This window comes from Lentzea sp. CA-135723 (genome assembly GCF_050936595.1).
GTDB lineage: Bacteria > Actinomycetota > Actinomycetes > Mycobacteriales > Pseudonocardiaceae > Lentzea.
Map to the genome: position 1 here is coordinate 2,924,105 of NZ_JBNJMK010000001.1, position 16,615 is coordinate 2,940,719.

At 70.5% G+C, this 16,615-nt stretch carries 15 protein-coding genes; 7 read left to right on the forward strand and 8 right to left on the reverse strand.

What is annotated here, in order from left to right:
- Nucleotides 1-525: a TetR/AcrR family transcriptional regulator gene (locus ACQEU1_RS12360; RefSeq protein WP_433199611.1), complete on the reverse strand. Its 525-nt coding sequence runs from the start codon at nucleotides 523-525 to the stop codon at nucleotides 1-3.
- Nucleotides 526-573: 48 nt separating this feature from the next.
- On the opposite strand from ACQEU1_RS12360, the gene ACQEU1_RS12365 reads away from it, so the two are divergent.
- Nucleotides 574-1,059, forward strand: coding sequence for a GNAT family N-acetyltransferase (locus tag ACQEU1_RS12365; RefSeq protein WP_433199614.1), 486 nt, complete (start codon nucleotides 574-576; stop codon nucleotides 1,057-1,059).
- Nucleotides 1,060-1,129: 70 nt separating this feature from the next.
- Entirely contained in the window at nucleotides 1,130-1,561 is a 432-nt protein-coding gene (locus tag ACQEU1_RS12370; RefSeq protein ID WP_433199617.1) for a PLAT/LH2 domain-containing protein, read from the forward strand.
- 43 nt (nucleotides 1,562-1,604) lie between these two features.
- Here ACQEU1_RS12370 and ACQEU1_RS12375 read toward each other — a convergent pair whose 3' ends face one another.
- From ACQEU1_RS12375 to ACQEU1_RS12385, 3 genes are all read right to left on the reverse strand, one after another.
- Nucleotides 1,605-2,909: an NlpC/P60 family protein gene (locus ACQEU1_RS12375; RefSeq protein ID WP_433199620.1), complete on the reverse strand. Its 1,305-nt coding sequence runs from the start codon at nucleotides 2,907-2,909 to the stop codon at nucleotides 1,605-1,607.
- A gap of 158 nt (nucleotides 2,910-3,067) precedes the next feature.
- Entirely contained in the window at nucleotides 3,068-4,582 is a 1,515-nt protein-coding gene (locus tag ACQEU1_RS12380) for an AMP-binding protein (RefSeq protein WP_433199623.1), read from the reverse strand.
- 9 nt (nucleotides 4,583-4,591) lie between these two features.
- Nucleotides 4,592-5,401, reverse strand: a complete 810-nt coding sequence (locus ACQEU1_RS12385; protein ID WP_433199626.1) for an SIR2 family NAD-dependent protein deacylase — start codon at nucleotides 5,399-5,401, stop codon at nucleotides 4,592-4,594.
- Between the two features lie 17 nt (nucleotides 5,402-5,418).
- Here ACQEU1_RS12385 and ACQEU1_RS12390 point away from each other — a divergent pair, with 17 nt between their 5' ends.
- The 3 genes from ACQEU1_RS12390 to ACQEU1_RS12400 all read left to right on the forward strand — a co-directional run bounded on the left by ACQEU1_RS12390 (nucleotide 5,419) and on the right by ACQEU1_RS12400 (nucleotide 8,763).
- Nucleotides 5,419-5,871 carry a hypothetical protein gene (locus ACQEU1_RS12390; RefSeq protein ID WP_382442106.1) on the forward strand — a complete coding sequence of 151 codons (453 nt, stop codon included), beginning with the start codon at nucleotides 5,419-5,421 and terminating at the stop codon, nucleotides 5,869-5,871.
- Entirely contained in the window at nucleotides 5,868-7,376 is a 1,509-nt protein-coding gene (locus tag ACQEU1_RS12395; protein ID WP_433199630.1) for a proline-rich domain-containing protein, read from the forward strand. The genes ACQEU1_RS12390 and ACQEU1_RS12395 overlap by 4 nt, the downstream gene beginning before the upstream one ends.
- Before the next feature lie 85 nt (nucleotides 7,377-7,461).
- On the forward strand, nucleotides 7,462-8,763 hold the full coding sequence (locus tag ACQEU1_RS12400; protein ID WP_433199633.1) for an FAD-dependent monooxygenase: 1,302 nt from the start codon (nucleotides 7,462-7,464) through the stop codon (nucleotides 8,761-8,763).
- On the opposite strand, the gene ACQEU1_RS12405 is transcribed toward ACQEU1_RS12400, so the two are convergent.
- The 4 genes from ACQEU1_RS12405 to ACQEU1_RS12420 all read right to left on the reverse strand — a co-directional run bounded on the left by ACQEU1_RS12405 (nucleotide 8,683) and on the right by ACQEU1_RS12420 (nucleotide 13,250).
- Nucleotides 8,683-11,466: a BTAD domain-containing putative transcriptional regulator gene (locus ACQEU1_RS12405; RefSeq protein ID WP_433199636.1), complete on the reverse strand. Its 2,784-nt coding sequence runs from the start codon at nucleotides 11,464-11,466 to the stop codon at nucleotides 8,683-8,685. The genes ACQEU1_RS12400 and ACQEU1_RS12405 overlap by 81 nt on opposite strands.
- A gap of 286 nt (nucleotides 11,467-11,752) precedes the next feature.
- On the reverse strand, nucleotides 11,753-11,890 hold the full coding sequence (locus ACQEU1_RS12410; RefSeq protein WP_433199639.1) for a hypothetical protein: 138 nt from the start codon (nucleotides 11,888-11,890) through the stop codon (nucleotides 11,753-11,755).
- Nucleotides 11,890-12,522: a hypothetical protein gene (locus ACQEU1_RS12415; RefSeq protein WP_433199642.1), complete on the reverse strand. Its 633-nt coding sequence runs from the start codon at nucleotides 12,520-12,522 to the stop codon at nucleotides 11,890-11,892. The genes ACQEU1_RS12410 and ACQEU1_RS12415 overlap by 1 nt, the downstream gene beginning before the upstream one ends.
- The gene (locus ACQEU1_RS12420; protein ID WP_433199645.1) at nucleotides 12,519-13,250 is read right to left on the reverse strand and encodes an ATP-binding cassette domain-containing protein; all 732 of its coding nucleotides are present in this window, start codon (nucleotides 13,248-13,250) and stop codon (nucleotides 12,519-12,521) included. The genes ACQEU1_RS12415 and ACQEU1_RS12420 overlap by 4 nt, the downstream gene beginning before the upstream one ends.
- Between ACQEU1_RS12420 and ACQEU1_RS12425 the strand changes: the two genes are divergently transcribed.
- Both ACQEU1_RS12425 and acnA read left to right on the forward strand, forming a co-directional pair.
- Nucleotides 13,249-13,665, forward strand: a complete 417-nt coding sequence (locus ACQEU1_RS12425) for a hypothetical protein (RefSeq protein ID WP_433199648.1) — start codon at nucleotides 13,249-13,251, stop codon at nucleotides 13,663-13,665. The genes ACQEU1_RS12420 and ACQEU1_RS12425 overlap by 2 nt on opposite strands.
- 143 nt (nucleotides 13,666-13,808) lie before the next feature.
- Complete coding sequence (gene acnA, locus ACQEU1_RS12430; protein ID WP_433199651.1) at nucleotides 13,809-16,607, forward strand: aconitate hydratase AcnA; 2,799 nt, start codon at nucleotides 13,809-13,811, stop codon at nucleotides 16,605-16,607.
- The last annotated feature ends 8 nt before the right edge of the window (nucleotides 16,608-16,615 follow it).

The window sequence follows — 16,615 nt, forward strand, 5'->3', positions numbered from 1 at the left end:
TCAAACTAGTCGAACGGCGCTGAGCACACGCTCGGTCTCCCCCGTCGCCAGCAGGTCGAGCAACGCCCCTCGCAACAACGCGAGCTCACGCGTGCGCGCCGCCAAACCCGCCTCGGTGTCACGAACGTCTGACGGCTGGGCCACGCGCAACACTTCAAGCCAGTCCTGCACGGTCGCGCGCGCGAAGCCCGCCCACGGTCCGTCGGGCTCCACGAGAGAGCGTGCGTAGGCCTCCAGCCACAGCGTCAGCAACGGCCGGTGCGCGGGTGCCGACAGCCACTCCCACAGCCGTTCGGCCACGCCCGGGCCGGTGCCGATGTCGGCGAGCAGCGCCAGCTCGTCCGCGCGTGCCCGCGCCAGCAACGCCCTGACCAGGCCGTCCTTGCTGCCGAACAGGTAGAGCAGCACGCGCGTGCTCGACCCGATGGCCGCCGCGAGCGGCCGCAGCGACACGTCGGCCAGGCCGTGGGTGAGCACGTAGCGGTAGGCGGCTTCGAGCAGCTCGGTCTCGCGGGCGGACGGCATGGGGCTATTCTCGCACCACTGAAACACTCGTGTCAGTGGAGGAGACCCATGCTGATCCGCCCGCTCGGCCAGCCTGGTGACCTGGGCTGGGTCGTCCAGGCCCACGGCGAGCTCTACGCGTCCGAACTCGGCTGGGACACCTCGTTCGAGGCGCTGGTCGCCAAGATCGTCGGCGACTACGCCACCGACCACGACCCCACGAGAGAGGGCGCGTGGATCGCCGACCTGGACGGCCAACGCGTCGGGTGTGTGTTCTGCGTTCGTGAGGACGACACGACCGCAAAGCTGCGCGTGCTGCTCGTGCACCCCGACGCGCGTGGGCACGGCGCGGGCAACAGGCTCGTCAGCACGTGCGTCGACTTCGCGCGCAACGCCGGCTACGACCACATGGTGTTGTGGACGGTCGGCGGGCTCGACTCGGCGCGGAAGATCTACGAGGCACACGGGTTCGCCCTCGAAGAAGAGACGCCGCAACACAGCTTCGGCCACGACGTCACCGGCCAGGTCTGGAGGCGCGAGCTGCGGATTTCATGATCGCCGAACAGTCCCGCAACCGCCCAGTGCCACGTTCTTCCCCGGCACGACCCACGAGAGGGGAACGAACATGAGGGTGACGACCACCGCGGTCATCGGCGTTCTCGCCGCCGCGTTCGCCGGCACGCTGACCACGGGCACCGCCCAGGCCGCACCGGCGCAGTACCGCATCGAGGTCAGGACCTGCAACGTCGACAAGGCGGGCACCGACTCCCGCGTCGAGGTGCGGCTGAACGGCACCACGCAGTCCGGCTGGCTCAACCTCGACAACCCCGGCGACGACCGCGAGCGCGGCAAGACCGACGTCTACGACTTCACGCTGTCCGAGCTCGGCCCGCTGTCGTCGTTCGACATCGCGTTCGACAACAAGGGCGACAGCTCGCACTGGTGCCTCGAGGAGGTCGTCGTCCGCGGTCCGCAGGGCGTGACGGTCCACCCGCACCACAACTGGCTGCGCAGCGCGACCACGAAGACGAACCCGCTGCGTCTCGGCGCCGCCTGAGCGACACCGGCCCGCTCCCTCGCGGAGCGGGCCACCTCAAAGGTCACAGCATGCGGGTCACGTACGGCATGATGCCGCCGTACCGCACGGGCGAGATCCGCACCACGGCACCGGAATGCGGCGCCTCGACCATCATCCCGCCGCCCAGGTAGAGCGCCACGTGCGTGCCGCCGCCGGGGCCCCAGAAGATCATGTCGCCGGGGGCCATCTGCGACAGCGGCACCTTGCGGCCGGAGTTGTACTGGTAGCCGCTGTAGTGCGGCAGGTACACGCCGGCGCCCGCGAAGGCGTACATCATCAGGCCGGAGCAGTCGAAGCCGATCTTGCGGTAGTCGCCGTACGAGTCGGCGACACCGCCGTCGCGCACGCCGTACGTCGGGCCGTAGTAGTTGCCACCGCCCCACGCGTAGATGACACCGCGTTGGGCCAACGCCCGGTTGATGACCGTCTGCACGCGGTTGCCCGATGGCGCCGGTGCCGCCGCGGCCGGCCGGGGTGCCGGCGCCTGCGGTGCCGGGGCGACGGCGGCGGCCGCGGCACGGCGGGCGTTCTCCTCGTCCTCCAGCCGCTTCGCCTCAGACCACTGGTCGTACTGGCGGCGCTGGGCTTCGAGTCCGCTGACCTCGCCGCGCGCGGCGGCGAGCTCGCGTTCGACGGCGTCCTTGTCGCCCTGGAGCTCCTGGGTGGCGGCGGACTGCGCGGAGTGCGCGTCCACGGCAGCCTGCTGGGCCTGCTCGGCGACCTTCTTGGCCTCGTCGGCGGCGGCCTGCTTGACCTCGGCGTTCTTCAGCGCGGCACGGGCGGCCGAGTCGAGGTTCGCGGCCGTGCCCTGGTCGCGGGTGACCTGGTCGAGGCGGTTGAGGCTCGACGCCGACACCGCCTCCAGCATCTGGGCGCGGGCGAGCAGGTCCTCCGGCGACTTGGCGCCGATGTAGGCGGAGAACGACCCGACGGTCGTGCCCTGCGCGTAGGAGGCGGCGGCGAACTCGTCGAGCTGGCGGCGGCTCTCCTCGACGGCGGCGGACGCGGCGTCGGCCTCCACGCGGGCGGCGGAGGCCGCCTTGCGCGCGGCCTCGGCCTCGGAGATCGCGGTCTCCAGGTCGACGCGGGCCTTGTTCGCGAGCTCGCGCTTGTACGACAGGTCGTCGAACAGCTCCTGCAGGCGTGACTCCGCCTGCGTGAGCCGTCCGGTCAGCTCACCGACGCGAGAAGCCTTCGCGTCCGCCTCGGCCCGCGACGCCGAGATCTCCGCGTCACTGGGGTTCGGCGGAGGCGGCGGCACAGCGGCGGCCGTCCCCGTGAGGACGGCCGTCATCAACACCACCACGGCGGAGATTCGTGTCAACACAGGGCATCACCTCCGACCGCATTAGACCAATCAGACGCATTCGGCGCATCAGGAACTAACGCACCGTCAACCACACGTGTCACAGTGGAACACGGGCGGTGGTCCTTTTGGGACGATCGAAGTCCGGCGTGTCGCCGGGATGGACTAGTCGGCGATCATCAGTTCACGCCGCGGTCGCGCCCCGTCCAGTAGGGCTCGCGGAGCTTGAACTTCTGGATCTTCCCGGTCGCCGTGCGCGGGATGGAGTCGCGGAACTCGATCGACGTCGGCGCCTTGTAGCCCGCGAGCCGCTCCTTGCAGTGCTTGATCAACTCGGCCTCGGTGGCCTCGCCGGACAGCACGACGAGCGCCTTGATCGTTTCACCCCACTTCTCGTGGGGCACGCCGATGACCGCGACCTCGGCGACGGCCGGGTGCGAGAACAGGCAGTCCTCGACCTCGATGGACGAGACGTTCTCACCGCCGGTGATGATCACGTCCTTCTTGCGGTCCGAGATCGTCAGGTAGCCGTCGTCGTCGAAGTAGCCGCCGTCGCCGGTGTGGAACCAGCCGTCCTCGATGGCGTCCGCGGTGGACTCCGGGTTGTCCCAGTAGCCCTCCATGACGACGTTCGAGCGCGCCATCACCTCGCCGTCGTCCGAGATCCGCAGCCGCGCGCCCAACGCCGGCGCGCCCGCCCGTGACTGGAGCTTCGCCTTCTCCTCGCCCTGAGGACCGGGCTGGGCGCGGTTGAAGGTGAGCAGCGGCGCCGTCTCGGTCAGGCCGTAGATCTGGAGGAACTCCCAGCCGAGCTCCTCGGTGACGCGCTGGATCGTGCGCGAGGGCGGCGGCGCACCGGCGCACACGATCCGCACGGTGTCACGGCCGGGGATCTCGCCATCCCACGTTTGCGCGGCATCGAGCACGGCGTTCCACACGGCCGGTGCGCCGCACATGAGCGTGACGCCGTGGTCGCGCACACGGCGCAGGATCTCGTTGCCGTCGACCTTGCGCAGCACCACTTGTGGCACACCGAGGCCCGCGAGGCCGAACGGCATTCCCCAGCCGTTGCAGTGGAACATCGGCAGCACGTGCATGTACACGTCGCCTTCCCACGCCCGTGTGTGCATGGCGAACGTGACGGCGTTCAGCCAGATGTTGCGATGCGTCAACTGCACGCCCTTAGGCCGCGCGGTCGTGCCCGACGTGTAGTTGATGGTCGCCGTCGCGTCCTCCGAGGGAGCGCTCCACGGCCGTGGCTCCACATCGAACCGAAGCAGTGACTCCGACTCCTCGCCGAGCGTGAACCGATGGCGCGCCACGACGTCACCGAGTTCGAGCTCGGGGTCGACGAACAACGCCGACGCGCCGCTGTGCTCGACGATGTACTTCACCTCGTCGAGGCGCAGGCGGAAGTTCACCGGCACGCAGATGCGCCCGCTGCCGGGCAGCGCGTGCAGCAGTTCCAGCATCCGCGCGGAGTTGTGGCTGACGACGGCGACCCGTTCGCCCTCACCGATGCCCAGCGCGTCGAACCCCGCCTGCCACGCACGCACGCGCTTGGCCATGTCCGCGTACGTCGTCGTCTCGACCGGTTTCGCGGGCTGGTCGGGTTCGTCGATCGTCGCCGTGGTCGCCGCGAACGCGAACGACGCCCGGTCCAGGAAGTCCGTGGTGATCAGCGGTACGCGCATGAACAGACACTACGACCAGGTGCTCGGATCTCCCCAGGACGAGAACTGGCCTCCCCCGGATGGAGGAACGGAGCTGAGGTCGGGGAGCACGTCGGAGACGGGTTCGCGCAGCACGACGGCCGCCACGTCGTCGTACGGCGTCGGCTCGGCGTTGCAGATGACGACCTGCGCGCCCGCCTTCGCCGCCAGCGGCACGAGTCCCGCGGCGGGTTGCACCGACAGCGACGTTCCCGCCACCAGCAGCACGTCGCAGTCCAGGGCGGCGAGCCGGGCGCGGCGCAGCACCTCGCCGTCGAGCTCCTGCCCGAACGACACCGTGGCGGACTTGAGGATTCCTCCGCACCGCAGGCAGTCCGGATCTTCCTCACCCTCCGCGACGCGCTTCAACGCGTCGCGCATCGGACCCGTGGCACCGCAACCGAGGCACACGGTGGCGTGCAGGGTGCCGTGCAGCTCCAGCACGCGATGCGGGTCGGAGCCTGCCTTCTGGTGCAGGCCGTCGATGTTCTGGGTGATGACGGTGCGCAACCGGCCGGACCGTTCCAGTTCCACCAACGCCTTGTGCGCGGCGTTCGGCCTGGCCGTCCACACGGGACTGCCGAGCTTCGCCCGCCACGAGAGCGCGCGCACGGCGGGGTCGGAGACGTAGGCGTCGATGGAGGCGCCGAGCCCGGCGTCGGCGTCGCGCGTCCAGAGCCCGTCGGGGCCACGGAAGTCCGGAATGCCCGAATCGGTGGAGACTCCGGCGCCGGTCAGCACCGTGATCCGGTGGGCGGACGCGACCAGCGCCCGTGCCGCTGCGCACGCCTGGGACCCCATCGGTTCACACTAGTCGGGTGCGCAGCGCTGTGGGAGCCGCCATCGCGGCAGTGGGCTTGGTCACGACCATCGCGGGGACTTTCCTTCCCTGGCTGAAATCCGGATCGACCACGAGGGACAGTTACGAGGTGCTCTCGCTGCGTGATCTCGCCGGGTTGGACGGGGTGGCGGGGACGGTCGTCACGTCGATCTGGGTGGGGCTAACACCGCTCGCCATGGTTGCGATTGGTCTCTACGTGGTCCGTTTTCCACGATTCGCCGCGTGCGTCGCACTTCTCTTTGGCACGATCGGGGGAACCGTGGCCCTACTAGCCACAGTCCAAGGGGATAGCAAGGGTTCATTGGTCGGAATCAGCATCGCCGGACCAGTCACGACCCTTGCCGGTGCCGTACTGACGATCGTGGGGGCGATCACGGTGCTCACCTCGACCAGGCGCAGCGCAGTGAGAACCTCAGGAGGGAACCCGTGAGCTACCCAGGTGGTGGCGGTGGCCAGTGGCCGCCGCAGAACAACCCGTACGGCCAGCAGCCGCAGCAGCCGCAGCAGGGCGGCTACCCGCAGCAGCAGCCCGGCGGTTACCCGCAGCAGGGCGGCTACCCGCAGACCGGGCCTCAGGGGTTCCCCCAGCAGGGCCACCCGCAGCAGGGGTTCCCGCAGACGGGCCCGCAGGGCTTCCCTCAGCAGGGGTTCCCCCAGCAGGGCTTCGACCAGCAGCCGTACGGCTACGCGCCGATGGGCGGCGAGCCGCCGAAGAAGAAGCGCACCGGCCTGGTCGTCACGGCCGTCGTCGCCGTGTTGCTGCTGATCGGCGGCGGTGTCACGTTCTTCGCGCTGAAGAAGGCCGACCCCGGTTCGAACGCCGGTCAGGACACGCCCGCCGTCGCGGCGAAGAACCTGATCGAGCAGCTGGGCAGCGGTGACGTCGTCGGCATCATGGCCTCCCTGGCGCCGGCCGAGGCCGCGTTGTCCAAGGACTACATGGAGTCGATGACGAAGGAGATGAAGCGGCTCGAGATCCTGAAGAAGGACGCCGACCCGAACAAGCTCACCGGCGTCGAGTTCAAGAGCGAGGGCATCAAGTTCGACGAGGCCAAGGCCGAGAAGATCAACGACCACCTCACCATCAACAAGCTGGTCGAGGGCAAGATCACGATCACCTCGGACGCCTCGAAGATCCCGCTCACGGACAAGCTCGTGGACGCCCTGGGCGACGACCTGAACCTCACGTCGACCAAGTCCGAGACCCTCGACATCACCGCCGAGGTCGCGAAGCGCGGCGCCCCGATCGGCATCGCGTCGATCAAGGTCGACGACAAGTGGTACCCGAGCGCCTTCTACACGATCGCCAACGCGGTCCTGGAGGAGGAGAAGCAGAAGTGGCCGTCGCAGGGCATCGCCGCCGCGGGCGCGAACTCGGCTGAAGAGGCCGCGAAGCAGATGGTCAACGCCGCGCTCGACGCCGACCTGACCAAGGTCATCGCGCTGCTGCCGCCGGACGAGGCCGGTGTGCTGCAGGACCTCGGCCCGCTGCTGGTCGACGAGGCCGGCCCGCAGAAGCCGACCGGCGCCAAGCTGAACGCGCTGGAGACCGACGTCAAGGACGTGACCGGCGGCAAGCAGGTGACGATCAAGAAGCTGTCGATCACCGCCGAGGGCGAGACCGTGACGATCACCCGCGAGGGCGACTGCTACGCCGCCGACGTGCCCGGCCAGGGTTCGCAGAAGCTGTGCGCGGACGAGATCACGCAGCTCCTGCAGCAGCAGGGCGGCGCGAAGATCCCCGCCGAGGCCGTCGAGATCATCGGCCGGGTGGCCGGGTCGATCATGAAGACCGGTGTCGGCGTCGTCTCCACCGAGGTCGACGGCAAGTGGTACGTCAGCCCGGTCCGCTCCTACTACGAGCTGGCGCTCACGCTGTTCCGCGGCTTCGAGCCGAAGGACGTCGACGCGCTGATCGCGCTCATGAAGAAGTAGTTCCGCAGTGCTCCGACCAGGGCCCTGTCACCCGCAACAGCGCGGTGACAGGGCCCTGGCAGTGCGTGGGCGCAGTGTTGCCGCCATGGACACACAGGTTCTGATCATCGGTGCCGGCGCGACCGGTCTGACCCTCGCCCTCGACCTCTCCCGCCGCGGCGTGCCGTTCCGCATCGTCGACGCCGCGGCCGCGCCGTTCGCCGGCTCGCGCGGCAAGGGCCTCCAGCCGCGCAGCATGGAGGTCTTCCACGACCTGGGCGTGATCGAGCCGGTGCTGGCGTCGGGCCGGTTCCACATGAAGATGCGCGCGTACCGCGGCACCGAGGTCGTGCGCGAGTGGGACGTGCACGAGGGCCGCGAGCCCACCGCCGACCGCCCGTACGCGGCCACGATGCTGATCCCGCAGTTCCGGGTCGAGCAGATCCTGCGAGAGGCCCTGCCACAGCCCGTCGAGTACGGCATGCCGCTCACCTCGTTCGTCCAGGACGACTCCGGCGTGACGGCCGTGGTCGGCGGCGAGACCGTGCGGGCCGCCTACCTCGTCGGGTGCGACGGCGGGAAGTCGTTCGTGCGCAAGGAGCTCGGCGTGTCGTTCGTCGGCGAGACCCACGAGGACATGCGGATGCTCGTCGGCGACGTCCGGCTCTCCGGCCTGGACCGCGACTTCTGGCACCAGTGGGGCGGCAGCGCCGACACGTGGCTCGCGCTGTGCCCGTTGCCCGGCACCGACCTCTTCCAGTTCCAGGCGGCGGGCGACGGCGACCCGTCGGTCGAGCTGTACCGGCGGATCATCCGCGAGCGCACCGGCCGCGGCGACGTGGTGCTGCGCGACGTGACGTGGATGTCGTTGTTCCGCACCAACATCCGCATGGTCGACCGGTTCCGCGTGGGCCGCGTGTTCCTCGCGGGCGACTCCGCGCACGTGCACTCCCCGGCGGGCGCGCAGGGCATGAACACGGGCATCCAGGACGCCTACAACCTCGGCTGGAAGCTCGGCATGGAGACGTTGCTCGACACCTACGAGGCCGAACGCAAGCCGGTCGCCGAGTGGCTGCTGGGCATGACCACCGCGATCGCCATGTCCGGCAACCCGTTCCAGAAACGCGGCGACGAGACCCTGCAGCTGTCCCTGTCGTACCGGACCACCGACGGCCCGGGTCTCCAGCCCGGCGACCGCATGCCCGACGGCGTCACCGCGCAGGGCCGCGTCTTCGACCTGCTGCGCGGCCCCGACTTCGTGACGCTGGACCTCCCGGAAGGCCCGGTCCTGGTCCGCCCGGACGGCTACGTGGCCGCCGTCGGCAGGTCAGCGATCGACGCGTACTTCGGCGCGCACCCGGTCACGCAGCTGCACCACCGCCGGGTCGCAGCTGGGACCGCCGCGTAGCCGTTCCGCCTCGTCCAGGGCGTCCTTCGCCCGCGTGGGATCGCCCTGGACGAACAGCCAGTCCGCGTAGGACTCCAGCACCGAAGCCCGCGCGGGCCCGTCCGCGCTCCGCCCGACGGTGTCGAGCGCCGTCCGGTGCTCCTCCCCCGCCTCCTGGAGCCTCCCCAGCCGCGTCAGCGCGAGCCCGAGCCCGGCGTGCACGTTCGCCTTGAACTGGTTGGCCTCCGCGTCCCCGGCCACCCGCAACGCCCTGCGGTACAACGCGACGGCCTCCTCGAAGTCCCCGCTGAAGTACGCCACCTCGCCGTGCGCCAGCTCGATCCGCCCGCGATCCAGGTCGATCGCCGCCCGCACCCTCCCGAGGTCCTGCTCCGCCCCGGCGAGGTCCCCGATCCGCGTCTTCAGCCGCGCCGTCTGCACCAGCACCGACATCGGCACCAGCACGCTGTCCGGCTCCCCCAGCTCCTCGGCGACCCGAGTCGCCTCCGACGCCGCCGCGAACCCCTCGGCGAACGCACCTCGGTTGATCAGCACCATGACCAGGCACGACAACCCGAACACCAGGGCCCACCGATCCCCGACGACGCGGAACAGCTCCAACGCCCGCCGGTACTGCACCTCGGCCTCGGGCGCGGCCCCTTCGCTGAACTCCCCGGCCACCACCCCGCGCACCAGCGCCGAGAACGCCCGCATCCACGCGTCGGGCGACGACTCCAGCCGATCCGCCAGCACCGAGAGCCTCTCCCCCAGCTCCCGATCACCCCACACCTGCCCGCTGGTCAACATCAACGCGCACAACGCCGTGGGCACGTCCTCCGACCACAACCGCTCGGCCGCCGTGACCGCCTCCGGAGTCCCGAGCGAGGCCAGCACCTCCGCCAGCGCGTCCCCGCGCACCAGCGGCGCCCACCGCCGGATCTCCTCGAACCGCTTGGTCATCACCAGCCAATGCCACGTCCGCGCCGCCATCATCCGCCGCGCGACGGCCTGGTCGTGCGCCACGGCCCACGCCATCGCCGCGTCGAGGTTGCCGCGCTCGACGTCGAAGACCTTCAACGCCTCCAACTGCCGAGGCCCCCGCAACAGCGGCTCGGTGCGCTCGGCCAGCCCGGTGTAGTACTCGGCGTGCCGCGCGTGCTCACCCCGCCCCTGCTCCAACGCGTACTCGCGCACCGTCTCCAGCAACCGGTACCGATCCCCGTTGCGCACCACCAGGGACTTCTCGACCAACGCCCCCAGCAGGTCCTCGGTGTCCCAGAGATCCTGATCTTGTCGGACCCCCTGAGCACGTTGAGGCGCAGGCGTTCCCGGCTCCGGAGCCCCGAGCGCACCCGCTCCGCACACGAGGTGCACCGCTGCCGCCGTCGCACCGCCCACGAACACCGCCAGCCGCGCGAGCAGCGACCGCTCCGCCTCGTCCAGCAGGTCCCAGCTCCAGTCGATCACCGCCCGCAACGTCCGGTGCCGCGCCGGCCCCGTCCGCGCTCCCCGGTCCAGCAGCCGCAGCCGGCTGTCCACCCGCGACTCGAGCTGCGCCGCCGACAACGACCGCGCCCGTGCCGCGGCCAGCTCCACCGCGAGCGGGATCCCGTCCAGGGCAGCGCAAACCCGGCGCACGACGTCGAGGTCGAACGCCGCCCCGACCCGTGCCGTGAACAGCCGCACGGCGTGGTCGAGCCCCAAGGGCGCCACCGGGCGCACCACCTCGCCCGGGATGCCCAGCGGCTCGCGTGACGTCGCCAGGACGCGCACGTCCGGTGCCTCCGCCAGCAGCCGCACGCACAGGGCCGCGGCCGCGTCCACGACGTGCTCGCAGTTGTCGAGCACCACCAGGGACGTCCCGAGGCGGGTGAACACCGGCGCCGCCAAGGGGTTCGGCCCCAGGGCAGCGTCCAGCGCCGCCAGAGGATCGGCCGCCGAGTCCAGCTCGACGAACCACGCCTCCGGCGTCGTCGCGGCGTGCGTGAGCGCCAGGCGGGTCTTGCCCACGCCACCGAAGCCCGTCAGCGTCACCAACCTGTTGTCGCGCAACAGGTCCGCCAACGCGGCCAGGTCCTCGTCGCGGCCGACGAACGAACCGACCGCCGCCGGCAGGTTGCCCCGAGCGACGCGCTCGCGCAGCACCGTCAGGTGAGCGGCCGCCAGCGCCTCGCCGGGGTCCACGCCGAGTTCGTCGGCGAGGGCCGTGCGGACGCGCGCGAACACCGCCAGCGCGTCCGGCCGCCGACCGGCGGCGTTCAACGCCAGCATCAACCTGGCCTGGACGTCCTCGCGCAACGGGTGCGCGGCCGCCAGCGCCTCCAGACCCGCGAGGTCCGCGCGCAGCGACGCCAGCCGCACGGCCTCGTCCACCGCGAACGGCGCCTCCTCGAACGCCGCCCCGCGCCACAACGCGGGATCACGCGTCCGCGCGAACTCCTCGACGTCCGTCGACGCCTCCAGCCGATAGCCGGAAGCGTGCGACGACACCGCCGAGGCACCGACCGCCCGCCGCAACCGCGACACCAGCGACTGCACCGCGGCAGACCCGTCGACCGGCGGCTCGTCCGGCCACAGATCGGCGACCAGCCGCTCCGCCGACACGACGGCGCCGGGTTCCATCGCGAGCCGGATCAGCAACCAGCGCAGCCGCTTCCCGCGCACCTCGACGACAGAGCCGTCCGCCGAGACGACCCGCAACGGCCCGAGCACGTCGACCCTCACCGGCCCCACCGCACCCAGACCGGCCCGAACCAGCACCCACGACGCACCTCACCAGGCGCACCGCCCACGGCTCGCAACGACTTCAGCGCGTCGGCCCTAACCGGTACCACCACGCCGCAGCCACCCAGCAACGCAGCCGCCAGCCGCACACCGCCGCCAGCACGCCGTCCACGGCTCGCGACGCCCTGGACCGCACCGGCCCCACGCGCCGAGCAGCGCTGCCACCGGGCACCGGCCGCACCCGACACACCGCCTGCGGCTTGCGACAACTCGAGCAGGCTGGACCTCACCGGCCCCACCGAGCCTCAGCCGGCACGAACCGGGACAGCAGCCCGGGCACGCGCCAAGGCAACCGCCCGTCACGCACCGCACCAGGCACGCCAACGCCCGCCACCAGCACCGGCCCGAGCACGTCGACCCTCATCAGGCCCGCCGCACCCCGACCACCACCGCGGCCGTCACGAGCGCCACGCCGGCCGCCACCGTCCCCAGCAAGGACAGCGACACCTGGTTGTGGCCCAGCGCGTCCAGCACCCAGCCGAGCGGGGTGGCCCGCCCGAGCGGATAGGTCAGCACCACCACCGAGAACACCGCCAGCACGGTGCGCCCGATGGCGTCGAAAACGGGGCGGGCGAACATCAGGCCCACACCGACGCCCAGCAACGCCACCCCAGTATGCGCGGCCAGTCCGACAAAAAAATCGCCCGCCGTGTACGGGTGCGGGTTGGTCACGACCGGCCACACCGCGGCGAGCAGCGCCAGCACGAGCGTGAACAGCACCGCGACCAGTGCGGCGGCGGACAGCACCCGCGACCACCCGCCCGCGGACACGACGGTGATCTCACGCCGCACCACGTCCTCGGACGTCGCCACCACCACGGCCATCCACGCCGCGATCGGGTACAGCAACGCCGACGACCCCGAGTACGCCTCCAGCGGCTGCCCCGCGTCCGAGGAGAACAGCATCCCCATCACACCGAGGAACACCAGCAGCGGCGCCAGATATCGTTGCCCTCGAAGGACGTCCGCCGCGAGGTACCGGACGAGTGAGATCACCGCACACCCCGCACCGAGCAGCCGAGTCGCAACGCCTCCGCCAGCACGTGATCACTGCGGTCCGGCGAGACGAGCACCCGCACCGAAGATCCCCTGGTCTGCACGGATCGCACGCCTTCCAGCGCCTCCAGCAGTTCCAGCGCCGACACCTGGCTCAGGTCGATCGTCACGTGCCCACCGGCCAGGTCCACGCGCGTGGCCGAGGCGAGGTGTCCTTCGTGGTCGGACACGAGCGCCGTCCGTCCCTCCAGCAGAACCACCAGCTCCGCGGCCGCCACGGGATCGAGCCCGGTCCACGGTTCGTCGAGCACCAGCACGTCCGCTGCCAGAAAAGCCTGTGCCAGCGCGACTTTCTGCGCGTTGCCCTTGGACAGCTCCGACATCGGCGCCGTCAGCGAGCCGACGAACCCCAGTCGTTCCAGCACATCCGTGGCCGACGCGCGCCGGACGCGCCCCATGTGCGTCAGATAAGACGAAGCGGACATCTTGACGTCAGAAGGAAAGCGTTCGGGCACGTAGCCGACCGAAGCAGGGCGCGACACCCGTCCGGACGTCGGCTTCAGCACCCCCGCGGCGATCTTGAGCAGCGTCGACTTCCCCGTGCCGTTGGCCCCGGTCAGGACGGTCAGCCCGGACACCTCCAGCGTGAGGTCGCGCAGCACCCAGGGCCCGCGCCCGTACCGCTTCGAAACCTGTTCGAGGTGCACCACGCCAAGATAGCCACTCATGACGCACCTCCCGCTCGCTTTGGCGTGCATCTGGCTGGGCATGGTCGTGGCGATCTCGATCGAGGCACCGCTGAAGTTCCGCGCGCCGGGCATCACGCTGCCGCTGGGTCTCGGCATCGGCAGGCTCGTGTTCCGCGCCCTGAACGCCGCCGAGATCGTGCTGGCCACCACGACGGCGGTCACGTTCGCGCTCGCCCCGCGTCCCGCACCGGCGACCGTCCTGCTCGTCGCCCTCGCCGTGACGCTCGCGGTGCAGGTCGCGGCCCTGCGGCCACGCCTCGAAGCCAGGGCCGCGGTCATCATCGCGGGCGAGACGCCGCCTCGCAGCAGCGCGCACCTCGTCTACATCGCACTCGAAGGCCTGAAGGTGCTGATGCTGGTCGCGTTCGCGATCGCGCTGTTGATCACCGGATGAGCGAGTGACTTAGGGCAACCTGGGTTGAACCGGCTTACAGGACAAGCGTACTGTTTGGGGTCGAGGGGCAGCCGTCGGCCGCTTGAGGAAGACTTGCCCCCATCCCGAACTGACCACCGCGCTGTCACCAGATGGAGTTGCACGTGACTGCACCAGCTAGCAAGGACAGCTTCGGCGCCCGCGGCACGCTCAACGTCGGCGACGCCTCGTACGAGGTGTTCCGGCTGAGCGCCGTGGAGGGCGCCGAGCGTCTTCCGTTCAGCCTGAAGATCCTGCTGGAGAACCTGCTGCGGACCGAGGACGGCGCGAACATCACCGCCGACCACGTGCGCGCTCTCGCCAACTGGGACCCGGCCGCCGAGCCGAACACCGAGATCCAGTTCACGCCGGCCCGCGTCGTGATGCAGGACTTCACCGGTGTCCCCTGCGTCGTCGACCTCGCGACCATGCGCGAGGCCGTCACCCAGCTCGGCGGCGACGCCGAGAAGGTCAACCCGCTCGCGCCCGCCGAGCTCGTGATCGACCACTCGGTCATCGCCGACATCTTCGGCCGCCCGGACGCGTTCGAGCTGAACGTCGACCTGGAGTACGAGCGCAACCGCGAGCGCTACCAGTTCCTGCGCTGGGGCCAGACCGCGTTCGACGAGTTCAAGGTCGTCCCGCCGGGCACCGGCATCGTGCACCAGGTCAACATCGAGCACCTCGCCCGCGTCGTCATGGTCCGCAACGGCCAGGCGTACCCGGACACGCTGGTCGGCACCGACTCGCACACCACGATGGTCAACGGCATCGGCGTGCTGGGCTGGGGCGTCGGCGGCATCGAGGCCGAGGCCGCGATGCTCGGCCAGCCGGTCTCCATGCTGATCCCGCGCGTCGTGGGCTTCAAGCTGTCCGGTGAGCTGCCTGCCGGCGCCACCGCGACCGACCTCGTGCTCACGATCACCGAGATGCTGCGCAAGCAGGGCGTCGTCGGCAAGTTCGTCGAGTTCTACGGCGAGGGCGTCAGCGCCGTTCCGCTGGCGAACCGCGCCACCATCGGCAACATGTCGCCGGAGTTCGGCTCCACGGTCGGCATCTTCCCGATCGACGGCGAGACCATCGACTACCTGCGCCTGACCGGCCGTTCCGAGGAGCAGATCGCGCTCGTCGAGGCCTACGCCAAGGAGCAGGGCCTCTGGCACGACGCGTCCAACGAGCCGGTGTTCTCCGAGACGCTGGAGCTCGACCTGGCGACGGTCGTCCCGTCCATCGCCGGCCCGAAGCGCCCGCAGGACCGCATCGAGCTCACCTCGGCGAAGGAGTCCTTCCGCGCCGCGCTGAGCGCCTACGTCACCGACGCCCCGAAGGGTGACGTGGACGAGGCCATCGACGAGACGTTCCCGGCGTCCGACCCGGCCGCGCTGCACGAGGGCATGTCCAACGGCGCCCCGGTGCAGTCCGCCGCGGAGGGCTGCGACGGCCGCGTCTCCAACCCGGTCAAGGTCACCGTCGACGGCAACGAGTTCGAACTGGACCACGGCGCCGTCGCGATCGCCGCGATCACGTCGTGCACCAACACCTCGAACCCGTCCGTGATGCTGGGTGCCGCTCTGCTGGCCAAGAAGGCCGTCGAGCGCGGCCTCGAGCGCAAGCCGTGGGTCAAGACGACCCTGGCGCCGGGCTCGAAGGTCGTCATGGACTACTACGAGCGCGCCGGCCTCATGCCGTACCTGGAGAAGCTCGGCTTCCACCTGGTCGGCTACGGCTGCACCACCTGCATCGGCAACTCGGGCCCGCTGCAGGAGGAGATCTCGGCAGGCGTGCAGGAAGGCGACCTCGCGGTCGTCTCGGTGCTGTCCGGCAACCGCAACTTCGAGGGCCGGATCAACCCGGACATCAAGATGAACTACCTCGCGTCGCCGCCGCTCGTCGTGGCGTACGCGCTGGCCGGTTCGATGGACAAGGACATCACCACCGAGCCGCTCGGCACGGACACCGACGGCAAGCCGGTGTACCTCTCCGAGATCTGGCCGTCGCCGGCCGAGATCGCCGAGGTCATCTCGACCTCGATCTCCGCGGAGGGCTTCACCAAGGGCTACACGAACGTGTTCTCCGGTGACGAGCGCTGGCAGTCGCTGCCCACGCCGACCGGCAACACGTTCGAGTGGGACAGCGAGTCCACCTACGTGCGCAAGCCCCCGTACTTCGAGGGCATGGAGATGGAGCCGAAGCCGGTCACCGACATCGCGGGCGCTCGCGTCCTCGCGCTGCTGGGCGACTCGGTCACCACGGACCACATCTCCCCCGCCGGTTCGATCAAGGCCGACTCGCCCGCGGGCAAGTACCTGACCGAGCACGGCGTCGAGCGCAAGGACTTCAACTCCTACGGCTCGCGCCGCGGCAACCACGAGGTGATGATCCGCGGCACGTTCGCGAACATCCGCCTGCGCAACCTGCTGCTCGACGACGTCCAGGGCGGCTTCACCCGCGACTTCCTGGCCGACGGCGCCCCGCAGACCACCATCTACGACGCCTCGGTGTCGTACGCGGAGGCCGGCGTGCCGCTCGTCGTGCTGGCGGGCAAGGAGTACGGCTCGGGTTCGTCGCGCGACTGGGCGGCCAAGGGCACCTCGCTGCTCGGCGTCCGCGCCGTCATCGCCGAGTCCTACGAGCGCATCCACCGCTCGAACCTGATCGGCATGGGCGTGCTGCCGCTGCAGTTCCCGGCGGGCGACAACGCGTCGTCGCTGGGCCTCGACGGCACCGAGACGTTCGACTTCAGCGGCGTCACGGAGCTGAACAACGGCACCACGCCGTCGACGGTGCACGTCGTCGCCACCAAGGCGGACGGCTCGAAGGTGGAGTTCGACGCGGTCGTCCGCATCGACACGCCCGGTGAGGCCGACTACTACCGCAACGGCGGCATCATGCAGTACGTGCTGCGCAAGATGGTCCGCAGCTAGCAGTTGTC

Excerpts from the sequence above, each read along its gene's own strand:
- ACQEU1_RS12360 (WP_433199611.1), bottom strand. The coding sequence starts at position 525 with ATGCCGTCCGCCCGCGAGACCGAGCTGCTCGAAGCCGCCTACCGCTAC.
- ACQEU1_RS12365 (WP_433199614.1), top strand. The coding sequence starts at position 574 with ATGCTGATCCGCCCGCTCGGCCAGCCTGGTGACCTGGGCTGGGTCGTC.
- ACQEU1_RS12370 (WP_433199617.1), top strand. The coding sequence starts at position 1,130 with ATGAGGGTGACGACCACCGCGGTCATCGGCGTTCTCGCCGCCGCGTTC.
- ACQEU1_RS12380 (WP_433199623.1), bottom strand. The coding sequence starts at position 4,582 with ATGCGCGTACCGCTGATCACCACGGACTTCCTGGACCGGGCGTCGTTC.
- ACQEU1_RS12385 (WP_433199626.1), bottom strand. The coding sequence starts at position 5,401 with ATGGGGTCCCAGGCGTGCGCAGCGGCACGGGCGCTGGTCGCGTCCGCC.
- ACQEU1_RS12400 (WP_433199633.1), top strand. The coding sequence starts at position 7,462 with ATGGACACACAGGTTCTGATCATCGGTGCCGGCGCGACCGGTCTGACC.
- ACQEU1_RS12410 (WP_433199639.1), bottom strand. The coding sequence starts at position 11,890 with ATGAGGGTCGACGTGCTCGGGCCGGTGCTGGTGGCGGGCGTTGGCGTG.
- ACQEU1_RS12425 (WP_433199648.1), top strand. The coding sequence starts at position 13,249 with ATGACGCACCTCCCGCTCGCTTTGGCGTGCATCTGGCTGGGCATGGTC.
- ACQEU1_RS12420 (WP_433199645.1), bottom strand. The coding sequence starts at position 13,250 with ATGAGTGGCTATCTTGGCGTGGTGCACCTCGAACAGGTTTCGAAGCGG.